Below are 19,585 nucleotides of genomic sequence, written 5' to 3'. Positions count from 1 at the left end.
AGGAGAGGTGAAAATGACACAAACCGACTATATCGTTATAAAAGCGAAAGAAGACGGCGTGAACGTAATCGGTCTGACACGAGGAAACGATACGAAGTTTCATCATACGGAAAAATTAGACCGTGGTGAAGTGATGATCGCACAATTTACTGATCATACGTCAGCAATGAAAATACGTGGCAAAGCTGACGTTCATACCGCATACGGTGTCTTGTCAAGCGAAGGGAAAGACTAATTCGTATTTGACACACTTTTCCGTAGACGTCTTTGAATGGAGATTCGACGATGGAAACCCAAAAAATTAAACTGCATATCGAAAATTATATAGGTGAAGTAGAGAATGCAATTCGCGAGCCGATTGTGGATAGAGATGTTGGTCAAATAACAATCGATGCTGTAAAAGCCTTTATTCTCCTGTTGCCAATGTTGAACGGGGAAAGGTGGAACAATCGTTTACATACAGCGTCAATCGCAGTTGGTGCTGTTCACGCTGCTTTTGATGCGCATGATTCGATTAATGTATCTGACGCTACATCAAAGCAACAGCAACTTACTGTTTTGTCGGGGGATTATTTCAGCGGAATCCATTATCGGCTACTCGCATCTCTGCCTGAATTTGGTTTCATCCGTTCCTTGTCTGAAACAATTGGACAAATCAACGAGACAAAAACGATTTTTCACGACCAATTACCAAATGGACCTGAAAAGTTGATTGAAACAGTTAGAATCATCGAAGCAGGGTGTATAACTGATTTTTTATATACATTCGGATTTGCACAATATGTCCCGCTAGCCAGTGCAGCATTGTCGCTTTTATGGTTTGAAGAAGGGAGTGCTGAATGCAATTCTATTTCGGATAAGCGTTCACGCCGCACAATGAATGCTGCTGATGCGGATCATGCGGTTTTTCAGCTTCATGCTGAAATGCAAAAAGCACTTGATGCAGCAGATTATCTTCAGCCTTTTTTACAGCGAAAAATCCGTAACCTAGTGACACCGCTAATTGGTAAACTGAATTGAAGAAAAGAGGTATAACTCTTGTCGATATCAAAAGAACAGAAAGTCCACACCGTTTTTGAAAAAATATCCGTCGATTACGATAAGATGAATTCCGTGATCAGTTTTAACCAACATAAGAAATGGCGCGATGACATCATGTCACGCATGAACGTCCACGAAGGTGCTCGTGCATTGGACGTGTGTTGTGGAACTGCTGATTGGACAATCGCTATTGCAGAGGCGACAGGTGCCTCTGGGCATGTGACAGGACTCGATTTCAGTGAAGGCATGTTAGAAGCCGGCCGGCCGAAAGTTGCAGCATATCCAACTATTACGCTTGTACAAGGGAATGCGATGGAATTGCCGTTCCCTGACGACTCGTTCGATTTTGTTACAATTGGTTTCGGATTGCGTAACGTACCGGATTATTTAACAGTATTAAAAGAAATGAATCGTGTCTTAAAGCCTGGTGGAATGATTGCATGTCTAGAAACTTCTCAATCTGAACTTCCAGGCTACAGGCAATTATTCCGATTTTATTTCAATTTCATCATGCCCGTTCTCGGGAAAATTTTCGCGAAAAGTTACAAAGAATATTCATGGCTTCAAGAATCGGCAAATGATTTTCCAGGGATGAAACAACTTGCCCAGCTATTTACGGAAGCGGGCTTCACTGAAGTGTCCTTTAAGTCATACAGTGGCGGCGCCGCGGCTGGTCACGTTGGATATAAACAATAAAGACAGCAGGGGAAGGTAATCGTTTTGGAGAAATTGAAGTTATTGTCACTTTATGGTGATTTTCGAAAGGATCTCGCTTATATAGAAAAGGAACTTGAACGATCCCTCAATTCATCTTCCCCTATCATTCGGCAAGCATCACTTCACCTGCTTCGTGCGGGTGGAAAAAGGATTCGACCTATTTTTGTTATCCTGTCATCCAAGTTTGGCAACTATTCGTTGGAGGATGTGGCAAAGGTAGCTGTCTCACTTGAGCTTGTCCATATGGCGTCTCTTGTCCATGATGATGTTATCGATGATTCAGATATGCGTCGTGGCCTCGAAACAGTAAGGGCGCGTTGGGATAACAGAATTGCGATGTATACGGGGGACTTCATCTTTTCACGTGCACTTACATCGATAGGTGAGATTGAAATTCCTGCTATTCATCAGCTACTTGCAGAGACTATGCTTGAAATTTGTAAAGGTGAAGTCATCCAGATTGATCATCAGCGAAAAACCAATCAGACGATTCGGGATTATTTGCGCCGCATTAAACGAAAGACCGCACTTCTCCTGTCATCCAGTTGTGAACTTGGTGCGCTTGTTTCAGGAGCGGACCCTGCGAATGTAAGGAAATTGCGTCGCTTCGGTTATTTTGCAGGCATGGCTTTTCAAATTGTCGATGATATTCTTGACATTACATCAACGGATGAAGAGCTTGGAAAACCGGCAGGCAGTGATCTGTTGAATGGTCATCTGACTTTGCCCATCCTATACATAAAAGACGATGTGAATTTCCAACCTTATATGAAGCGGTCGTTTGACGGGACTTTAACGGAATCTGATCGTGAAGAAATGTTGACTTATATTCGCGGTACAGAGGCCATTCAGATGGCGCAAGCTGTGAGCGATTTGTATTTGCAAAAAGCAATGGATGAAATAAATGAGTTGCCTGATGGTGATGCAAATGCTAAAAAGGCATTCATGCAAATATCTGCTTTCATTGGCAGACGTAAGTATTAGTGCATTAACAGTTGAAAAATCAGGCATCGGGTGGTACGATCGAAAAGGAGAAATCCTGATACATATATAAGAAGGAGTGTTAAATATGGAAAGAACATTTTTAATGGTTAAACCAGACGGCGTACAACGTAATCTAATCGGTGAAATCGTGGGTCGTTTCGAAAGTAAAGGTTTCCAACTTGTAGGCGCTAAGCTTATGACAATTTCACAAGAACTTGCTGAGCAACACTACGGCGAACATAAAGAGCGTCCTTTTTTCGGCGAGCTTGTTGATTTCATCACATCAGGTCCTGTATTCGCAATGGTTTGGGAAGGCGAAAACGTTATCTCAGTTGGCCGTCTAATGACAGGCGCAACGAACCCGAAAGAATCTGCACCTGGAACAATCCGCGGTGACTTCGCTGTTACTGTTGGCAAAAACATCATTCACGGTTCAGATGCTCCAGAATCAGCTGTTCGTGAAATCGGTCTTTTCTTCAAGGAAGAAGAACTTGTTACTTATGACAAATCAATGAACAACTGGATCAATTAATTACCTTAAACAGCCCTGCGAATTTCGCTAGGCTGTTTTTGTTCTTTCGAAATGGGTTCCAATCCGTTATAATAGTAAGAATATATGAACGGGGGGACGCAGGTTGCCGGATTATGCTGTATTTATTGGAAACGTCAAGAAAAAGACGGGTATCGATCTGTCACTTTATAAAGAAGCACAGATGAAAAGAAGACTCACTTCTCTATATGAGAAAAGAGGGTACCGAAATTTTATAGAGTATTATGAAGCTATACATAATGATAAAGAGCTACTTGAGGAATTCCTTGATCGGATGACCATCAACGTTTCTGAATTCTACCGCAATGCCCAGCGCTGGGACGTGCTGGAAAAGAAGATATTCCCCAAGCTCCTTGCTCAAAGTAAAAAACTGAAGATTTGGAGTGCTGCCTGTTCCACGGGTGAAGAACCATATTCGATAGCACTCGTTTTATTATCACATGTGCCACTGCGTGATATATCAATCTTGGCGACAGATCTGGATTTAGGCGTCATTGAACGAGCGAAAGTCGGTTTATACCCTGAAAGAGCTTTGAAGGAAGTGCCTACCTCAATCGTGAAACAGCATTTTGTCAATGAAGGTCATTTTTATCAGGTGAAGGATGACATCAAACGGACTGTGACATTTAAGCAACAAAATTTGTTAGAAGACCGATACGATACAGGGTTCGATTTAATTGTCTGTCGCAATGTAATGATTTACTTCACAGAAGAAGCGAAAGATCAGATTTACACGAACTTCTCCAAGTCGCTGAAACAGGGTGGGATTCTTTTTGTGGGAAGTACAGAACAGATTTTCAATCCTTCAAAATACGGATTAGAATCAGAAGACACATTCTTTTATAGGAAAATTTAAAATATCCGGATAACTTTCCGGATATTTTTAATATAAACATATAGTCAAAAGCATCTTACTTTGGTAGAGTGCTATAAAACGAATGTTAATCCATTCGTCGGAGGAGGAAATGGAATGAGATATTTCACAGCCGGTGAATCACACGGTCCGCAACTAACAGCAATCATTGAAGGGCTACCTGCTCAAATGGAATTGACTGCTGAAATGATAAATGGGGAACTTTCAAGGCGTCAAGGTGGGCATGGGCGCGGAAGACGTATGCAAATAGAAAAAGATCAGGTTGTCATTTCATCAGGTGTCCGCCATGGTAAAACACTTGGGTCACCGGTGACGTTGACTGTTGTTAATGATGATTGGAAACATTGGACATCGATTATGGGGGTAGAACCACTCGCTGATGATGTTAAGCCAGAAGATGTGAAACGACAAATAACGCGTCCAAGACCAGGTCATGCAGATCTTGTGGGCGGCATGAAATACGGTCATCGAGATTTGCGCAACGTTCTAGAACGATCGTCCGCGCGTGAGACGACGATGCGTGTGGCAATCGGTGCGGTCGCAAAACAGTTCCTACGCGAACTGGGTATCGAAACTGTCGCACATGTAACAGAAATTGGGGGATTCACAACAAATCCAGATACATATGCAGGAAAAGGGACGGAAGAGCTCCGCAATATCATCGAGAATGACCCTGTCTACTGTGCAGACCCTGAGGCTTCGAAACTGATGGTCCAAGCAATTGATGATGCGAAAGGCCGTGGAGATACGGTTGGAGGCGTCGTAGAAGTGGTTATTGAAGGATGTCCACCTGGAATCGGGAGCTATGTTCAATTCGATCGGAAGATGGACGGTAAGCTTGCGGGAGCGATGATGAGCATCAATGCATTTAAAGGCGTTGAGATTGGACTCGGGTTTGAAATGGCAAAAATGCCAGGCAGTAAAGTGCATGATGAAATTGTTTGGAGTGAAGAACAAGGCTATTTCCGTAAATCAAACCGATTGGGTGGCCTTGAAGGTGGAATGACGACAGGTATGCCAATTGTAGTCAGGGGCGTCATGAAACCTATCCCTACCTTGTACAAGCCGCTTGAAAGTGTCGATATTGATACGAAAGAACCGTTTGTTGCTACAATCGAACGTTCAGACCCTTGTGCGGTACCTGCAGCTTCTGTTGTTGCAGAACATGTCATTGCAACTGAAATGGCGAAAGCCATTATGGAAGAATTCCGTTCGGACACGATGGACGGTCTAAAAAAGGATATTGAAGAATATAGACGGTATGTAAAGGAGTTTTAATATGGGGAAACTTACAGTTGCTGTCCGGGATCATCAATATAACGTCCATATAGGTCAAGATACGTACGAGCTATTCGCCACAGAATATGCTGAACTTCTAGGCACAGTCGACCGAATTGCTATCATTGCGGATGAGCGGGTAGCAGCTATCTACTTGCCGCTGCTACAAAAGTCGTTGCAGTCTGTAAACTGTGAAATTAGTGTAAAAACAGTCCCAGCTGGAGAAAGCTGTAAAACATCCGCTGTGTATGTCGATTGCCTATCTTTTTTGTTAAATGAAAAATTCACCAGGGATTCTCTCCTTATCGCATTTGGGGGAGGCGCATGCGGTGATCTCACTGGGTTCGTCGCTGCGACATTCATGAGGGGGATTAGGTACTTGCAATGTCCTACAACAATCTTGGCTCATGACAGTGCAGTGGGGGGCAAAACGGCAATCAATATGCCGGAAGGGAAAAATATGGTAGGCTCTTTTCATCAGCCAGTCGGAGTTCTATTCAACACAAGGCTCTTCGAATCGCTTCCGCCTCGAGAAATCAGATCGGGTATGGCAGAATTGTTGAAACACGCGCTTATTTCAAATGAGGAATGGACGCTTGAGCTATTGTCTACCCCTTCCTTTTCTCAACCAAGCATTGAATGGTTATCACGCGAATTGTTACGGGGAATCGAAGTTAAAGCGAAAATTGTCTCAGAAGACGAATTTGAGCATTCGACTCGAAAGTATCTAAACTTCGGTCATACATTCGGCCATGCTGTAGAAGGTGTATGTGGTTTCGGTGGTTTAAGCCATGGAGAGTCGGTTATGATTGGCATGGTATACAGTCTTATTTTAAGTGAAGACACTGGCGCGGTTGATGAAGCGTTGACAATTCGATTCATTCAATTTGCAAATACGCATGGCTATACATTCCAACCGGTTCATGAACATGGATTCGATGTATTTATGAATTACATGGAAAAAGATAAAAAAGTCTCTTTCGGAAAGCTTAATTTTGTTTTGCTTGATGGGATAGGAAAACCCTATGTAAAAGAACTGTCAAAAGCGCAATGTGAACAAGCATTCCATCAATTGAGACAAAGAACGAAAGGGGATGTGAAGAAATGATGGTAAGAGGATTAAGGGGAGCAACGACAGTCGAGAACGACGAAGAACAAGCTGTTCTTGAAGCGACGCAAGCGTTGGTCGAAGAAATGGCGAAAGAGAACAGTGTTTTACCTGGGGATATCATTTCGGTACTTATCTCTACTACGACGGACATCAAATCGACCTTTCCTGCAAAAGCAGTTCGGTCGATTGATGGATGGATATACGTACCGGTTATGTGTACGCATGAGATGGACGTCCCGGGAGCAATGCCATTATGCATCAGAGCGCTTATGCATGTGAATACTGATATTCCGCAACGTTATGTAAAACATATTTATCAAAAAAATGCAGTTAAGTTACGACCGGATTTACAAAAATAACCCATATCTATTGACCGGAGGGAATTTTATGAACTGGAAAAAAGCGCTTGATAGTATGCAACCTTATAAACCAGGTAGATCGATTGACGAAGCAAAACGAATATACGGTCTGGATGATGTTGTAAAACTTGCTTCAAATGAAAACCCGTATGGCTGTGCACCATCCGTCAGAGACTATTTGACATCAGCCGCAATCCAACATGAATTGTATCCAGACGGCTATGCGGGGGGACTACGGAAGAAACTTGCGGAGAAACACGGAGTTGACGAAACCTCTTTGTTATTCGGAAATGGGTCAGATGAAATCATTATGATCATTTCAAGAGCGCTCCTTGGCAAAGGAGTAAATACTGTTATGGCGACACCGACATTCCCTCAATATGCTCATAATGCAAGAATAGAAGGTGCCGAAATCCGGGAAGTACCGCTGAAGGATGGTCATCATGATTTGGAGGGGTTCTTGGGAGCTATCGATGGTGAGACTTCGGTTGCTTGGCTATGCAATCCGAACAATCCGACTGGTAACTTGATTCCTAGCGACACGTTAAAAGGATTCCTTGAACAAGTTTCAGAAAATATCCTAGTCGTTCTTGACGAAGCGTATTTCGAATACATTACTGGCTCTGAGCATATCGACTCGATTTCATGGCTGGAAAAATTCCCGAATGTCATTATTTTACGGACGTTTTCCAAAGCGTACGGATTGGCTGCATTCAGAGTTGGCTATGCAATTGGTCACCCGGAGGTCATTTCTAATCTCAATAAAGTGCGGAGCCCGTTCAACAATAACTCGCTTGGTCTAGCAGTTGCGGAAAAAGCGCTCGAAGATGAAGCATTCATCGAACATTGTCGTAACCTGAATCATGAACAAAGGCTACGGTTTACACAGTATGCTTCGGACAATAAACTGCATTTATTCGATTCCGAAACAAATTTCGTTTTAATTGCAGTGCCAGGTGATGCAGATGATGCTTCAGAAAAGCTGTTGCAGCAGGGATTCATCATTAGAAGCGGAAATGCACTTGGAACCCCCGGTTATATAAGGGTGACAATTGGGTCAGAAGAACAGACTAGTAACTTCTTCAAAGCATTTGATACGTTGTTGCAATCCGAGGGTTCAGCCGTATGAAACCGAATATCGCGATAATTGGACTTGGCCTGATTGGTGGTTCGCTCGGGCTTGCTTTGAAACGTAACCCCGGTCTGCAAGTAACGGGGTACGACCGATCCTTCAGTACGTTGGAACAAGCCTTCCGTAGGGGGATCATTGATACAATTGCCACATCTATTGAGAATGCATGTGAACATGCGGATGTCATCATCTTTGCAACGCCGGTCAATACGACGGTTGCAATGATGCATCAAGCGGTCAACTGGAAATTGAGAACTGACGTTATTATGACGGATACGGGCAGTACAAAAGGTCCAATAATGGATGCTGCAAAACATTTGCTTGAACGTGGAATTACATTTATCGGTGGCCATCCAATGGCGGGTTCTCATAAAAGTGGAGTAACTGCGGCTAAAGAGCATCTATTTGAAAATGCGTATTACATATTGACACCAGATTCACAAACAGACAGTGCAAAGGTCGAACAGCTCCGCGTTCTACTTGGTCCAACGAAAGGGAAAATTGTCGTGCTTGATTCTGAAGAACATGATCGGATGACGGCAATCGTTAGCCATTTTCCACATCTCGTCGCTTCTTCGCTCGTTGGAAGGCTATCAGCACAACAAGAAGAGCAACCGTTTGTTAAAAAACTTGCGGCGGGCGGGTTTCGTGACTTGACTCGAATTGCATCTGCAGATCCCATCATGTGGCGTGATATTACGACGCAGAACAGGGAAGAGTTGTTAAAGCAACTGGACGGATGGCTTGAAGAGATGGAAAATGTTCGAAATATGCTAAAATCGAATGACCCCGACGAAATATATAATTATTTTGCAGGGGCGAAACAGTTCCGAGACGACTTACCGATTACGTCTCAGGGTGCATTCTATATGACATTCGATTTGCATATTGATATTCCTGATCACCCTGGTATCATTTCGGAAATCACAAAAATACTTGCGGATGAACGGATCAGTTTAACAAATATCCGAATCGTTGAGACGCGGACGGATGTCTTTGGAATACTTGTTATCAGCTTCCAAACTACTGATGACCGGGAACGAGCAAAATCCGCTCTTTCCAAAACAATGAATTTTAGCATGTACATAGTTTGAATGGGGGGCTTTTCTTGGTGGAGACGAAACTAGTGGCGTTCAATAAACCAGAATTGAAGGGTAATGTGGTAGTTCCAGGTGATAAATCGATATCGCACCGGGCCGTGATGCTCGGTTCCATCGCCGAAGGTAAAACAAAAATTACCGGATTCCTGGACGGAGAAGATTGCCTACGAACAATTGATATTTTTCGACAACTCGGCGTATCAATTGAAAGGGATGGTACTAACGTCACGGTAGATAGCCCTGGAATGCAAGGGTGGCAAACGCCGTCAGAGGAACTTTATGCAGGTAATTCTGGGACAACAGCACGTCTAATTCTTGGAATACTTGCGGGCTCAACTATCAAGTCTGTTCTGACAGGCGATGAATCACTATCAAAGCGTCCAATGAATAGAGTTACACTACCCTTGTCGTCCATGGGAGCTTCTGTAGTAGGAGAACCAGATGGCAATCTCCTGCCACTCACAATTACGGGTGGACCGCTCTCTGCAATTGAATACGACATGCCTGTTGCCAGTGCCCAAGTTAAATCGGCTATTCTGTTTGCTGGTTTGAATGCGGAAGGGACAACTGTTATTAGTGAGGAGACAGTTTCGCGCGACCATACTGAACGTATGCTGCAGCAATTTGGAGCAGAGGTTCAGGTGGACGGAACTAAAGTTAGTGTCAAGGGCGGGAATGTGCTCCGGGGCAAAGATGTGTTAGTTCCAGGTGATATTTCATCAGCGGCATTTTTCATGGTTGCAGCTGCAATGATTAAGGGAAGTTCCGTTACGTTTACGAATGTCGGGCTTAATCCGACAAGGACGGGGATATTGGACGTGCTTACGAATATGGGTGCTTGTGTTGAAATCCTTGAAGAAGTTAACGGGGCTGGCGAACCGTATGGTACTGTAAAAGTATCCTACGAAGGTTTGCATGGTACTGAAATCAGTGGGGACTTAATACCAAGGCTCATCGATGAGCTGCCTGTTATCGCATTGCTCGCAACGCAGGCCGAAGGAACAACAGTTATCAAAGACGCCGGGGAACTACGGGTCAAAGAGACAGATAGAATTGCTGCGGTAACAACAGAGTTGAAAAAATTGGGTGCAAATATCGAAGCGACGGACGATGGGATGATCATTCATGGACCTACGGAACTCTCGGGTGGCACACTTGTTTCGTACGGCGATCATAGATTGGGTATGATGGCTGCAATTGCAGCACTTGTCGCCTCAGCTCCAATCCAAATCGAAGATCCGTCATGCATAGCTATTTCATATCCAGGATTTTTCACAGACTTGGAAAAGCTCGCTGTTTCTATAAATACAAAAGGATAACAGCTTGATGTATACATTTTGAAAGTTCAGGTGAAAATATGGGACAGTTAGAAGAAATTGAACGAACTATTTTAGAAGGTGATGTAGAAGTACTCACCGGTGTTATCGATCAGTTAACGGGGTCGACCGATTTCGATTTGCTCTATGAAGCGGCAGATTTATTTGCTAGTTATGGATTTATGGGGGAGGCTGATCGCCTTTTTGAAACGTTGCGCCTTCATTTACCGGATGAAGCCCAGTTGAAAATTGATCGCGCCGGTACATTACTGGAGCTCGGGGAAGAGGACGAAGCGCTTCTTCTTCTCACGGATGTGGGGCCGGACGACGAAGAATATGTCCAAGCCCTTTTAGCGTTAGCGGATTATTATCAGATGTCCGGAATGGCGGAAGCAGCTCTTGCGAAGATTAAGGAAGCTCATGAACTTGTACCTGATGAGCCCGTCATTCGGTTTGCGTATGCGGAATTGCTCCTTGATTCTGGGAAGTACGGAGAGGCTACACGGATGTATCTTGATTTGAATGATGAAACGGAAGAAATTGGCGGCATTCGTATTGTTTCAAGACTTGCGGAAACATATAGCGCTGGTGCTGCTTATGAAGAAGCAATACCTTACTACGAAGAAATGCTACAGGATAACGCCTTGCCAGATACACTTTTCGGGGCGGCATTTGCTTACTTCCAAAGTGGCAATGTAGAAAAAGCAGTCACATTGCTAGACGATTTAATTGAAATGGATCCAGATTACTTTTCTGCTTATATGCTGGCAGGACAGTCTTTGTCAGTTTTAGGTGATGATCAAAGAGCATACGATATGTTCAAAGATGGAATCCGCAGGGACGAATTTGATAAGGAACTGCAATTGACCGCTGGGAAATCAGCATTGAAATTAGGTATTCCAGAAAAAGCAGAAGAACATTTGAAAGAAGCATTGGCACTCGATCCAGAATACATTGAAGCACTTATTACGCTTGCCTCGCTGTACAATGAGAGAGAACAGAGCCCTGAGTTGCTCGATCTACTTACGTACTCACAAGATAATCAAGTTGACATACCTTTATTGGATGCGTTTATGGCCTATGCATATGAACGTGAAGAACAATATGAAGATGCATACACATCCTATGGTAAGGCATATATTGGGATGAAGGATGACCACAGTTTTCTTGGAAACTTCGCGAAATTCCTGATTGAAGAAGGAAAACGTGATGAAGCCCTCAAAATAGTCAAGGAATTGGTTGAACTTGACCCTGACGATGAGAATTGGAGAGCTTATCTGGAAGCACAAAATGACGAGGAGGTGTGACATGACGGCCATGGTTCCTGTCGCTGCTAAAAAGGACTTTGTGCGATGGTTCTTAAAGCGCTACAAATTGAAGCGCCGTGAATGTGTGTGGATTTTGAATTACCTTCTAAGCCACGAACAGCTTCTGCAAAACGTCCACTTTACGGATGAAGCACATTACTGTCCAAGGGCGATGGTGATGTCAACAACGGGTTCGGAGAGCATTCCGTTTCGTTTTTATAAAGGGAACTTAATGACTGCTGATGCCGAGAAGTCATTTCATGACTTAAGACTTCATCCAGATGATAAGATGTATATACAATTAAATTTTTCGAACAGCCACTCTTGCCCAGAATATGCGAGTGTTCGTGAGGAAAATCCTTTTCTTCCGGATTATTTACAGGTAAGTGAAGGCGATCGGGAAATTGCAGAACAATTACTGGAGGAAAGTGCTGCTTTAATGACCGTTGATATGCTTATGAAAAGGGTTGATGAGGCCCTCGATACAAACGATAAGGAACGGTTTATCGCATTATCTGCGCTGTTGAATGACATGAAGGTATCGAAGAACTAACAACTCCGCCCAATTTGGTGGAGTTCTTTATTGATTTTTCAAGGAGGTAATTTTGCAATGAACTGGACTGCACAAGATATGGATACATATTTGCAACAGAAAGAATATATCGATACACTTATAGTACCCTTACTTAAAGTAGAGACTGTGCCGGGGAATATGAAAACCAGCGCGTCATCTTCAGAGTTTCTGATGCATCTTACGACTTTCATCGAAACGCAATTCAAAGGGCGTATGATGCTAATGCCACCATTTGCTTATACGCAGTCAATGGATCTGACGGAGCTGGCTGCAACATTGTCTCGGGATTTTGCGGCGGCACCATTTAAACATGTATTTTTCTTGACGACTGATGTTACGTGGACAAGCCTTAGAGTAGATGGTGAAGTGATCTGGTTACCGTCAATTCCGCTGGAAAGCATGGATCCACCATTAAGAAAAACAATTATTGAAGATCAGCTTCGACAGGTTTTACCACGCTTCACGGAAAAATGGTCGGAGCAGTAAAATTCGATATTTGTTCACAAACTTACATCTGTTCGGAAAGCAGGATTGAATTTCCTTTAGTATTGATATATCATAGATATGTCCTAGTATTACAATTAGCAAAAGAATGTCCGTTGGACTGACCTTTAAGTAAGAGGAGGGAAATTAATGAGCAAGAAAGTGTCAAGACGCCAATTCATGAGTTATACACTTATGGGTGTTGGTGGATTCATGGCGTCAGGTATGTTGATGCCAATGGTCCGTTTTGCAATCGACCCTGTCTTGCAGACGAAAGAGGAAGGTGACTTCATCCATACTCAATACAAAGTGGACGAGCTATCGGAAATACCGGTTCGTGTCGATTTCACTATCAAAGATCGTAAGGATGCCTGGTATAAATCTGACGTGTCAAACACTGCGTGGGTTTATAAAGAAGGCGATACGGTTATCGCGCTTTCCCCTGTCTGCAAACACCTTGGTTGTACAGTGAACTGGGGCGGCGATGAAAAGCATCCAGACCAATTTTTCTGTCCATGTCACGCAGGACGTTATATGAAAAATGGCGACAACGTAAAAGGAACGCCACCGCTTGGACCACTTGACGAATTTGATGTTAAACTCGAAGGCGGATTCGTGTATCTTGGAAAAACAAAACCGAACACATTAGTTTAAAAATGTAAGGGGGTACGACCGAAGTGCTAAATAAAATTTATGATTGGGTTGACGAACGGTTGGATATCACCCCGATTTGGCGCGATATCGCTGACCACGAAGTACCTGAGCACGTAAACCCTGCACATCACTTTTCTGCATTCATCTATTGTTTCGGAGGACTGACATTCTTTATCACTGTCATCCAGATTCTTTCTGGTATGTTCCTTACAATGTATTACACACCGGACATTGAAAATGCATGGAAATCCGTTTATTACCTTCAAAATGAAGTAGCATTCGGTGAAATTGTGCGTGGGATGCATCACTGGGGAGCGTCACTGGTTATCGTTATGATGTTCCTACATACGCTGCGTGTATTCTTTACGGGCTCTTATAAGAAACCACGTGAACTTAACTGGGTTGTCGGAGTATTGATCTTCATGGTCATGCTTGGCCTTGGTTTCACTGGTTATCTACTGCCATGGGATATGAAAGCATTGTTTGCTACGAAAGTAGGAATCGAAATTGCGGCTTCCGTCCCGTTCATCGGTGAATCAATTAAAGTTCTCCTTGCAGGAGACTCAACGATTCTTGGTGCACAAACACTAACACGTTTCTTCGCGATTCATGTATTCTTCTTACCGGCTGCTTTGCTTGGGTTGCTTGCAGCACACTTTATCATGATCAGAAGACAAGGTATTTCAGGACCGCTATAAGATTGACTGGCGTCCAATGAAATTAATAAGGAGGGGACATTATGCACCGCGGAAAAGGGATGAAATTTGTCGGAGATTCGCGCATTAAGGCTAATAACAAGATGCCGAACGTCCCGAAAGATTACTCAGAATATCCGGGTAAAACGGAAGCATTCTGGCCAAACTTCCTCTTGAAGGAATGGCTGATTGGTGCAGTTTTCCTTATTGGATATTTAATATTGACAGTTGCTCATCCGTCCCCGCTTGAACGTCAAGCGGACCCGACGGATACGATGTATATGCCGGTTCCAGACTGGTATTTCCTATCTATGTATCAATTGTTAAAGTATCAATTTGCTTCAGGACCGTTTAATATTATTGGTGCTATTATCATGCCAGGTCTTGCAATGGGTGCCCTGATGCTTGTTCCATTTATGGATACTACAAAGGAGCGCCGTCCGTTTAAACGTCCGCTACCTACTGCATTCATGCTTCTTTCATTCGCAGCTTTGTTCTACTTGACATGGGAATCATACGTGAACCATGATTGGGATAAACAGAAAATACAAGGTGCGATTGTCGAAGAAGTTGAATTCGACACTGAATCTGAAGGTTATCAAATCTACGCTGGAGCGAGCTGTATTGGTTGTCACGGTGATGCATTCCAGGGTGGACTAGGTAAGCCCTTAATAAATACAGGACTTACTGCTGATGAAATTGTGACAATTTCTCACGATGGAGTAGGCGATATGCCTCCTGGACAATGGGATGGCTCAGATGAAGATTTACAAATACTTGCCGAGTTTATTGAAGGCTTGAAAAACTAGTAACAAAAAAGAGTCAGGAAACTGACTCTTTTTTTATTACTTAGGAAACAATAAAGTTCGAGGTTAGTGGGTAATCTAGGAGAGATGATAGTCCACGTCCAGACTTCAGCACATATAGACTCGGATAGTCCACAGGATGTGAGTCACGCAGACACTGCTGTAGGACGTGGCGTACCATGGTTGTGTTCTTTAATTTGTCGGTCCAACAAGGAGGGATTGAACTTCATCCCTCCTTGTTGTGACACGATGTCACAAACTAGACCGCCTTCCATTACACGTCCTATGCCTGCCGCGGGTCTACAGGATGTAGATCATGCAGCTGTTGTCACAGGAAGTGGCGTACTTAGGTTGTTTTTATTTGTAACACGCGCTTACGCTTTTATTGATACATATTAAGTTATTTTGGAGAGGTGTCCATGGGTTTATTTATACAGAAAATTTGGCTCGTGCTTTCTCATAAATCATTTCTTTGGATTCTGTTATTTATTAACTTGAGTGGAACGGTGTTCGGCTATGATTGGTATATGTGGCAACTTAAAATTACGGAGCCAAAGTTTTGGATTTTTGTGCCAGACAGTCCTACGGCCAGTTTGTTTTTCACACTTGCCATCATCGGTTGGCTAATCGGTAGGAACTTTAAGTTAATCGAAGCGCTTGCGCTTATAACGCTTGTAAAATACGGACTTTGGGCGGTCGTCATGAATCTATTGACGCTTGTCGAGACAGGTTCAATCGGCTGGATGGGCTGGATGCTTATCGGTTCGCATTTCGCGATGGCGCTTCAGGCAGTATTATACAGTCCGTTGTATAGGTTTTCATTTGTCCATATTGCAATTGCGGCGGTTTGGACACTTCATAACGATGTCATCGATTACGTTTACGGGCAAATGCCAATCTATTATGATTTAATGAAGCATATGGATCATATTGGTTACTTTACATTCTGGTTATCGATTGCCTGTATTTCACTTGCTTTTTGGGTATTGAAGAAGAGGTCGAAAACTGTTATATGGTAATAGTAAATAGTTGCGGATGAAGTGTGACCGCTATAGAATAGGTCATATAGAGAAAAGGGAGGAAGTTGACTATGTTCTGGATTTACTTGGGTGCAATTATACTATTGCCGCTTTATGCCCAATTCAAAGTGAAAAGCACATACAAAAAGTACTCTAAAGTGCGTTCTACATCTGGAATGACAGGTGCGGAGGTCGCGCGTCTTATCCTTGACCAAAATGGGTTACAAAATGTGCAAGTGATTGAAAGCCAAGGATTTCTGACTGATCATTATAATCCGATTACGAAAGTTATTGCGTTATCCACACATAATTTCCGAGAGGCATCTGTCGCAGGTACAGCAATTGCCGCACACGAAGTTGGTCATGCAATACAGGATAAGGAAGCCTATTCATTTTTACGTTTCCGTCACCGTTTAGCGCCAGTTGCGAGCATCACTTCCAATGCATCGTGGGTTTTCATTATGATTGGTGTGATTTTCTCAAGCATGAATTCCTTGCTTGGAATCGGTATCGCGCTACTAGCAGTCGGGGTTCTGTTTCAAGTTGTTACATTACCAGTTGAGTTTAACGCATCTACACGTGCGATGAATCAGATTGTTACACTTGGTATTATTCGCAATGAAGAAGAGAAAAGTGCAAAAAAAGTATTGAGCGCAGCGGCGATGACTTATGTCGCAGCAACTGCTGTTGCAGTACTTGAACTGGTTCGTCTTATCCTGATTTTTAGGGGCAGAGACTAAGTAGAATATAAAAAATCCGTCCTCATATTTTGAGGAACGGATTTTTTTTCGGTTACATTTAGTAGAAAAGAAAGTCACACGTGTTGATTAACCAAAAGCAACCAGAAAACAACTGAATCAAACACTAGGCGCTCCGAGTACAGTTGATTTAGATAGCTTTGGATTGAACGATTCCTATAGATTAAGATATCTCGGTAATCGTATGGTGGTCGTTCATCCGTCGCTTTGAAAAGGTACACGAAGTGCTAAAGCTTTTTTGGATGAAAGAATAGTCGGCTTCTTATCTGGATAAAAGCAGCAAAAGATACAATTTGGGCTGCTCACTCCTTCTCTATGGTTTTTCTTTTTTTATTTTAAGGAAGCGTTAACCTCTACAGGAAATCACATGAGGACAAGCGTGATTTTACTGAAAATAAGAAAGGCACGCATTGTAGAAAATGCAAAGGTGCCCGAAATTGTATCTTCGGGCACCTGTAACTTCTGTGGAAAGTCATCTATTCTTATTTTGCAAGCAACTTCAATATTCACTCGAACGTTGTAGGTACGCGACAGGCAACTAATCGGAACAGGATTATAGAAAAGAGGGTGGCTAGTAGTGACGAAGTCACTGCTAGCCACCCTTGTGCCCCGGTAACACTGTCGTGATTAGTTTAGCCGAAAGCGAGCTGGAAACATACTAGTCCAAATGAAGACTTTTGCGCTTTCCGCTTTACTTATCGCTCAAGCGGCTGTTTTTGTTCATCCAGCGTAAAGCCTTCACCCATTACGTCGTGAACATCGGTGAGTGAAACGAAGGCATGCGGATCGACTGACGTTATGATGTTTTTCAAACGAACAATTTCATTTCTTCCGACGACACAATAGAGAATTTCTCGATCAGATTTAGTGAAATGACCGTATCCTCTGAAGACGGTTACACCACGATCCATTTCTTCAGTGATTTTCGTTGCGATATCATCTTGGCTATCAGAGATGATGAAAGCACCTCTAGCTGCGTATGCGCCTTCTTGAACGAAGTCGATGACGCGGGCGCCAACAAACAGCGCAACAAGCGTATACATCATCGAGCGGTGGTCTAGATAGACAGCCCATGAAACGAGAATGACAAGCGCGTCGAATAGAAACATTGTCTTTCCCATACTCCAACCGATGTATTTATGAGCAAGACGTGCGATAATATCTACACCACCAGTTGTTCCGCCATATCTAAAAATGATACCGAGCCCGATGCCGATAAACACACCCGCGAACAGGGCAACAAGAAACATATCGTCTTTTAGATGGATATCAATTTGATAAATCATGAATACTTTAAGGAAAACAGACACAGCAATTGTTCCAATGACTGTATAGACAAATACTTTTTTCCCCAATAGTTTCCAACCGATAATAAACATTGGAATGTTCAAAATGAGGTTCATAATCGCTGGATCCCATTTGAAAGCGAACAGGAGAATCAGTGTAATTCCTGTAAAACCACCTTCGGCAAGTTCGTTTTGAATATTAAAATGGACGAGACCGAAACTGAAAATTGCAGCGCCAAGAATGATGAAAAAAATATTTTTGAATTTGATCCCGTCGAGCATGTAGCGCACACCTTTCTTTTTCAAGCAATATAACTATTATCAGCTATAATTTTTATTTTGACAATAGTGTTATTAATTTATACGATGGTAGAGGGAGTTGACGCAAATGGAGCAATCGCAGACGATGGAAAAACTACAACAAGAAGTAGATTTGTACATAAACGGCTTTAAAGAAGGTTACTTCCCCCCGATGGAACTGGTTGCCAGGTTGACTGAAGAACTTGGGGAATTGTCGAGAGAAGTACAACATGTATATGGCATGAAAAAGAAAAAATCGAGTGAGGCGATAAAATCACTGGAAGAAGAAACAGGAGATTTGTTGTTTGTTCTTATTTGTTTCGCCAATTCACAGGGAATTAGTTTGGAAAAGGCACTTTCAACAGTTCTTGATAAATTCAAGGATCGGGATGCCGACCGCTGGACAAAAAAGGAGGAAACGATATGACAATAAAAGTTGCAATTGCCGGAGCACGAGGCAGATTGGGGAGCGCGGCGTTAACTGCGATTATGAAGGCTCCAAATATGGATCTGGTTGCTGTTCTCGATTATAAGTATGAAGGTCAGTATTTACATGGAACTGAAGTGAATGATGATGCGAGCGGGATCCCGATATATACATCATTAGAAAAGTTGGCAACTGCCAACAAGCCAGATGTACTTCTTGACGTTACAGATCCAGATGCTGTTTTCAAAAATGTACATGATGCCATCACACTTGGAATCCGACCTGTCGTAGGGACATCCGGGCTTTCTAAGGATAATATTGCCCTTTTGACAGATTTAGCAGCTAAGAATCTGATTGGTGGGATCATTGCGCCAAACTTCTCAATCGGAGCGGTATTGATGATGAAGTTTTCGGCCATTGCAGCGCGTTACTTAGGTGATATAGAAATACTTGAAATGCATCATGACAATAAAGTCGATGCTCCATCAGGAACGGCAGTAAAAACAGCTGAAATGATTAGCGAGGTTAGGGACTCACATAGACAAGGACATCCAGACGAAAAAGAACATCAAGCCGGAGCACGGGGAGCGGATTTCGAAGGTATGAAAATACATAGCATCCGATTGCCGGGGCTACTTGCACATCAGCAAGTGCTGCTTGGCGGCGAAGGTGAATTGCTAAGTATTCGCCACGATTCTTTCGATCGAAAATCATTTGCGCCGGGGATTCTTATGGCGATACACAATGTTATGGAACGTCTAGATTTGGTTTATGGACTTGAAAATATTATCGACTAATAGTGAGGAAATAGTAC

General features: G+C 43.0%; 23 protein-coding genes. 22 read left to right on the top strand and 1 reads right to left on the bottom strand.

The features are described 5' to 3' along the window. The first annotated feature begins 13 nt into the window (after positions 1-13). From mtrB to ACGLYD_RS10170, 20 genes are all read left to right on the top strand, one after another. Positions 14-235: a trp RNA-binding attenuation protein MtrB gene (gene mtrB / locus ACGLYD_RS10265; RefSeq protein WP_067210381.1), complete on the top strand. Its 222-nt coding sequence runs from the start codon at positions 14-16 to the stop codon at positions 233-235. Positions 236-285: 50 nt separating this feature from the next. Then, on the top strand, positions 286-1,020 hold the full coding sequence (locus ACGLYD_RS10260; RefSeq protein ID WP_399632794.1) for a heptaprenyl diphosphate synthase component 1: 735 nt from the start codon (positions 286-288) through the stop codon (positions 1,018-1,020). 18 nt (positions 1,021-1,038) lie between these two features. Further along, positions 1,039-1,737 carry a demethylmenaquinone methyltransferase gene (locus ACGLYD_RS10255; protein ID WP_340742317.1) on the top strand — a complete coding sequence of 233 codons (699 nt, stop codon included), beginning with the start codon at positions 1,039-1,041 and terminating at the stop codon, positions 1,735-1,737. Positions 1,738-1,761: 24 nt separating this feature from the next. After that, the gene (locus ACGLYD_RS10250) at positions 1,762-2,742 is read left to right on the top strand and encodes a polyprenyl synthetase family protein (RefSeq protein ID WP_067210375.1); all 981 of its coding nucleotides are present in this window, start codon (positions 1,762-1,764) and stop codon (positions 2,740-2,742) included. A gap of 85 nt (positions 2,743-2,827) precedes the next feature. After that, positions 2,828-3,274 carry a nucleoside-diphosphate kinase gene (gene ndk / locus ACGLYD_RS10245; RefSeq protein WP_067210372.1) on the top strand — a complete coding sequence of 149 codons (447 nt, stop codon included), beginning with the start codon at positions 2,828-2,830 and terminating at the stop codon, positions 3,272-3,274. A 103-nt stretch (positions 3,275-3,377) separates the two neighbouring features. Continuing rightward, positions 3,378-4,148 carry a protein-glutamate O-methyltransferase CheR gene (locus tag ACGLYD_RS10240; RefSeq protein ID WP_338656362.1) on the top strand — a complete coding sequence of 257 codons (771 nt, stop codon included), beginning with the start codon at positions 3,378-3,380 and terminating at the stop codon, positions 4,146-4,148. Between the two features lie 114 nt (positions 4,149-4,262). Next, a complete protein-coding gene (gene aroC / locus ACGLYD_RS10235; RefSeq protein ID WP_187045132.1) occupies positions 4,263-5,444 on the top strand; it encodes a chorismate synthase in 1,182 nt (393 codons plus the stop codon). Position 5,445: 1 nt separating this feature from the next. Further along, the gene (gene aroB, locus ACGLYD_RS10230; protein ID WP_067210364.1) at positions 5,446-6,552 is read left to right on the top strand and encodes a 3-dehydroquinate synthase; all 1,107 of its coding nucleotides are present in this window, start codon (positions 5,446-5,448) and stop codon (positions 6,550-6,552) included. Then, positions 6,552-6,914, top strand: coding sequence for a chorismate mutase (aroH, locus tag ACGLYD_RS10225; RefSeq protein ID WP_067213969.1), 363 nt, complete (start codon positions 6,552-6,554; stop codon positions 6,912-6,914). The genes aroB and aroH overlap by 1 nt, the downstream gene beginning before the upstream one ends. 28 nt (positions 6,915-6,942) lie before the next feature. Further along, the gene (hisC, locus tag ACGLYD_RS10220; protein ID WP_399632793.1) at positions 6,943-8,043 is read left to right on the top strand and encodes a histidinol-phosphate transaminase; all 1,101 of its coding nucleotides are present in this window, start codon (positions 6,943-6,945) and stop codon (positions 8,041-8,043) included. After that, entirely contained in the window at positions 8,040-9,140 is a 1,101-nt protein-coding gene (locus ACGLYD_RS10215; RefSeq protein WP_399632792.1) for a prephenate dehydrogenase, read from the top strand. The genes hisC and ACGLYD_RS10215 overlap by 4 nt, the downstream gene beginning before the upstream one ends. Before the next feature lie 17 nt (positions 9,141-9,157). Continuing rightward, the gene (aroA, locus tag ACGLYD_RS10210) at positions 9,158-10,465 is read left to right on the top strand and encodes a 3-phosphoshikimate 1-carboxyvinyltransferase (RefSeq protein ID WP_340742313.1); all 1,308 of its coding nucleotides are present in this window, start codon (positions 9,158-9,160) and stop codon (positions 10,463-10,465) included. 38 nt (positions 10,466-10,503) lie between these two features. Beyond that, positions 10,504-11,769: a tetratricopeptide repeat protein gene (locus ACGLYD_RS10205; protein ID WP_187045127.1), complete on the top strand. Its 1,266-nt coding sequence runs from the start codon at positions 10,504-10,506 to the stop codon at positions 11,767-11,769. A gap of 1 nt (position 11,770) precedes the next feature. Then, positions 11,771-12,322: a ReoY family proteolytic degradation factor gene (locus ACGLYD_RS10200; protein WP_187045126.1), complete on the top strand. Its 552-nt coding sequence runs from the start codon at positions 11,771-11,773 to the stop codon at positions 12,320-12,322. Positions 12,323-12,379: 57 nt separating this feature from the next. Then, a complete protein-coding gene (locus ACGLYD_RS10195) occupies positions 12,380-12,829 on the top strand; it encodes a YpiF family protein (protein WP_187045125.1) in 450 nt (149 codons plus the stop codon). 147 nt (positions 12,830-12,976) lie between these two features. Then, positions 12,977-13,480, top strand: coding sequence for a ubiquinol-cytochrome c reductase iron-sulfur subunit (locus ACGLYD_RS10190; protein ID WP_187045124.1), 504 nt, complete (start codon positions 12,977-12,979; stop codon positions 13,478-13,480). A gap of 23 nt (positions 13,481-13,503) precedes the next feature. After that, positions 13,504-14,178, top strand: coding sequence for a menaquinol-cytochrome c reductase cytochrome b subunit (gene qcrB, locus ACGLYD_RS10185; RefSeq protein WP_067210348.1), 675 nt, complete (start codon positions 13,504-13,506; stop codon positions 14,176-14,178). A 41-nt stretch (positions 14,179-14,219) separates the two neighbouring features. Then, positions 14,220-14,984 (top strand): menaquinol-cytochrome c reductase cytochrome b/c subunit, encoded by a 765-nt coding sequence (locus ACGLYD_RS10180; protein ID WP_187045123.1) that lies wholly within the window; start codon positions 14,220-14,222, stop codon positions 14,982-14,984. A 416-nt stretch (positions 14,985-15,400) separates the two neighbouring features. After that, positions 15,401-16,000: a DUF1405 domain-containing protein gene (locus tag ACGLYD_RS10175; RefSeq protein WP_067210343.1), complete on the top strand. Its 600-nt coding sequence runs from the start codon at positions 15,401-15,403 to the stop codon at positions 15,998-16,000. A gap of 71 nt (positions 16,001-16,071) precedes the next feature. Then, on the top strand, positions 16,072-16,740 hold the full coding sequence (locus ACGLYD_RS10170; RefSeq protein ID WP_067210340.1) for a zinc metallopeptidase: 669 nt from the start codon (positions 16,072-16,074) through the stop codon (positions 16,738-16,740). 713 nt (positions 16,741-17,453) lie between these two features. Here the strand turns inward: ACGLYD_RS10170 and ACGLYD_RS10165 are convergent. After that, positions 17,454-18,326: a YitT family protein gene (locus tag ACGLYD_RS10165; protein ID WP_067210339.1), complete on the bottom strand. Its 873-nt coding sequence runs from the start codon at positions 18,324-18,326 to the stop codon at positions 17,454-17,456. A 106-nt stretch (positions 18,327-18,432) separates the two neighbouring features. Between ACGLYD_RS10165 and ACGLYD_RS10160 the strand changes: the two genes are divergently transcribed. Together ACGLYD_RS10160 and dapB are read left to right on the top strand one after the other, a co-directional pair. Continuing rightward, positions 18,433-18,771, top strand: a complete 339-nt coding sequence (locus ACGLYD_RS10160) for a nucleotide pyrophosphohydrolase (RefSeq protein WP_067210336.1) — start codon at positions 18,433-18,435, stop codon at positions 18,769-18,771. After that, positions 18,768-19,568: a 4-hydroxy-tetrahydrodipicolinate reductase gene (gene dapB, locus ACGLYD_RS10155; RefSeq protein WP_067210334.1), complete on the top strand. Its 801-nt coding sequence runs from the start codon at positions 18,768-18,770 to the stop codon at positions 19,566-19,568. The genes ACGLYD_RS10160 and dapB overlap by 4 nt, the downstream gene beginning before the upstream one ends. The last annotated feature ends 17 nt before the right edge of the window (positions 19,569-19,585 follow it).

The organism is Sporosarcina sp. SG10008 (assembly GCF_044569405.1).
Classification (GTDB): Bacteria; Bacillota; Bacilli; order Bacillales_A; family Planococcaceae; genus Sporosarcina; species Sporosarcina psychrophila.
Note: the sequence above shows the minus strand (reverse complement) of the source record. Positions and strands in the feature narration are given on the sequence as shown.

Excerpts from the sequence above, each read along its gene's own strand:
- aroH (WP_067213969.1), top strand. The coding sequence starts at position 6,552 with ATGGTAAGAGGATTAAGGGGAGCAACGACAGTCGAGAACGACGAAGAA.
- ACGLYD_RS10200 (WP_187045126.1), top strand. The coding sequence starts at position 11,771 with ATGACGGCCATGGTTCCTGTCGCTGCTAAAAAGGACTTTGTGCGATGG.
- ACGLYD_RS10175 (WP_067210343.1), top strand. The coding sequence starts at position 15,401 with ATGGGTTTATTTATACAGAAAATTTGGCTCGTGCTTTCTCATAAATCA.
- aroC (WP_187045132.1), top strand. The coding sequence starts at position 4,263 with ATGAGATATTTCACAGCCGGTGAATCACACGGTCCGCAACTAACAGCA.
- ACGLYD_RS10195 (WP_187045125.1), top strand. The coding sequence starts at position 12,380 with ATGAACTGGACTGCACAAGATATGGATACATATTTGCAACAGAAAGAA.
- hisC (WP_399632793.1), top strand. The coding sequence starts at position 6,943 with ATGAACTGGAAAAAAGCGCTTGATAGTATGCAACCTTATAAACCAGGT.
- ACGLYD_RS10170 (WP_067210340.1), top strand. The coding sequence starts at position 16,072 with ATGTTCTGGATTTACTTGGGTGCAATTATACTATTGCCGCTTTATGCC.
- ACGLYD_RS10180 (WP_187045123.1), top strand. The coding sequence starts at position 14,220 with ATGCACCGCGGAAAAGGGATGAAATTTGTCGGAGATTCGCGCATTAAG.
- ACGLYD_RS10205 (WP_187045127.1), top strand. The coding sequence starts at position 10,504 with ATGGGACAGTTAGAAGAAATTGAACGAACTATTTTAGAAGGTGATGTA.
- ACGLYD_RS10215 (WP_399632792.1), top strand. The coding sequence starts at position 8,040 with ATGAAACCGAATATCGCGATAATTGGACTTGGCCTGATTGGTGGTTCG.
- ACGLYD_RS10260 (WP_399632794.1), top strand. The coding sequence starts at position 286 with ATGGAAACCCAAAAAATTAAACTGCATATCGAAAATTATATAGGTGAA.
- mtrB (WP_067210381.1), top strand. The coding sequence starts at position 14 with ATGACACAAACCGACTATATCGTTATAAAAGCGAAAGAAGACGGCGTG.
- ACGLYD_RS10190 (WP_187045124.1), top strand. The coding sequence starts at position 12,977 with ATGAGCAAGAAAGTGTCAAGACGCCAATTCATGAGTTATACACTTATG.
- ACGLYD_RS10165 (WP_067210339.1), bottom strand. The coding sequence starts at position 18,326 with ATGCTCGACGGGATCAAATTCAAAAATATTTTTTTCATCATTCTTGGC.
- ndk (WP_067210372.1), top strand. The coding sequence starts at position 2,828 with ATGGAAAGAACATTTTTAATGGTTAAACCAGACGGCGTACAACGTAAT.
- ACGLYD_RS10160 (WP_067210336.1), top strand. The coding sequence starts at position 18,433 with ATGGAGCAATCGCAGACGATGGAAAAACTACAACAAGAAGTAGATTTG.
- aroB (WP_067210364.1), top strand. The coding sequence starts at position 5,446 with ATGGGGAAACTTACAGTTGCTGTCCGGGATCATCAATATAACGTCCAT.
- dapB (WP_067210334.1), top strand. The coding sequence starts at position 18,768 with ATGACAATAAAAGTTGCAATTGCCGGAGCACGAGGCAGATTGGGGAGC.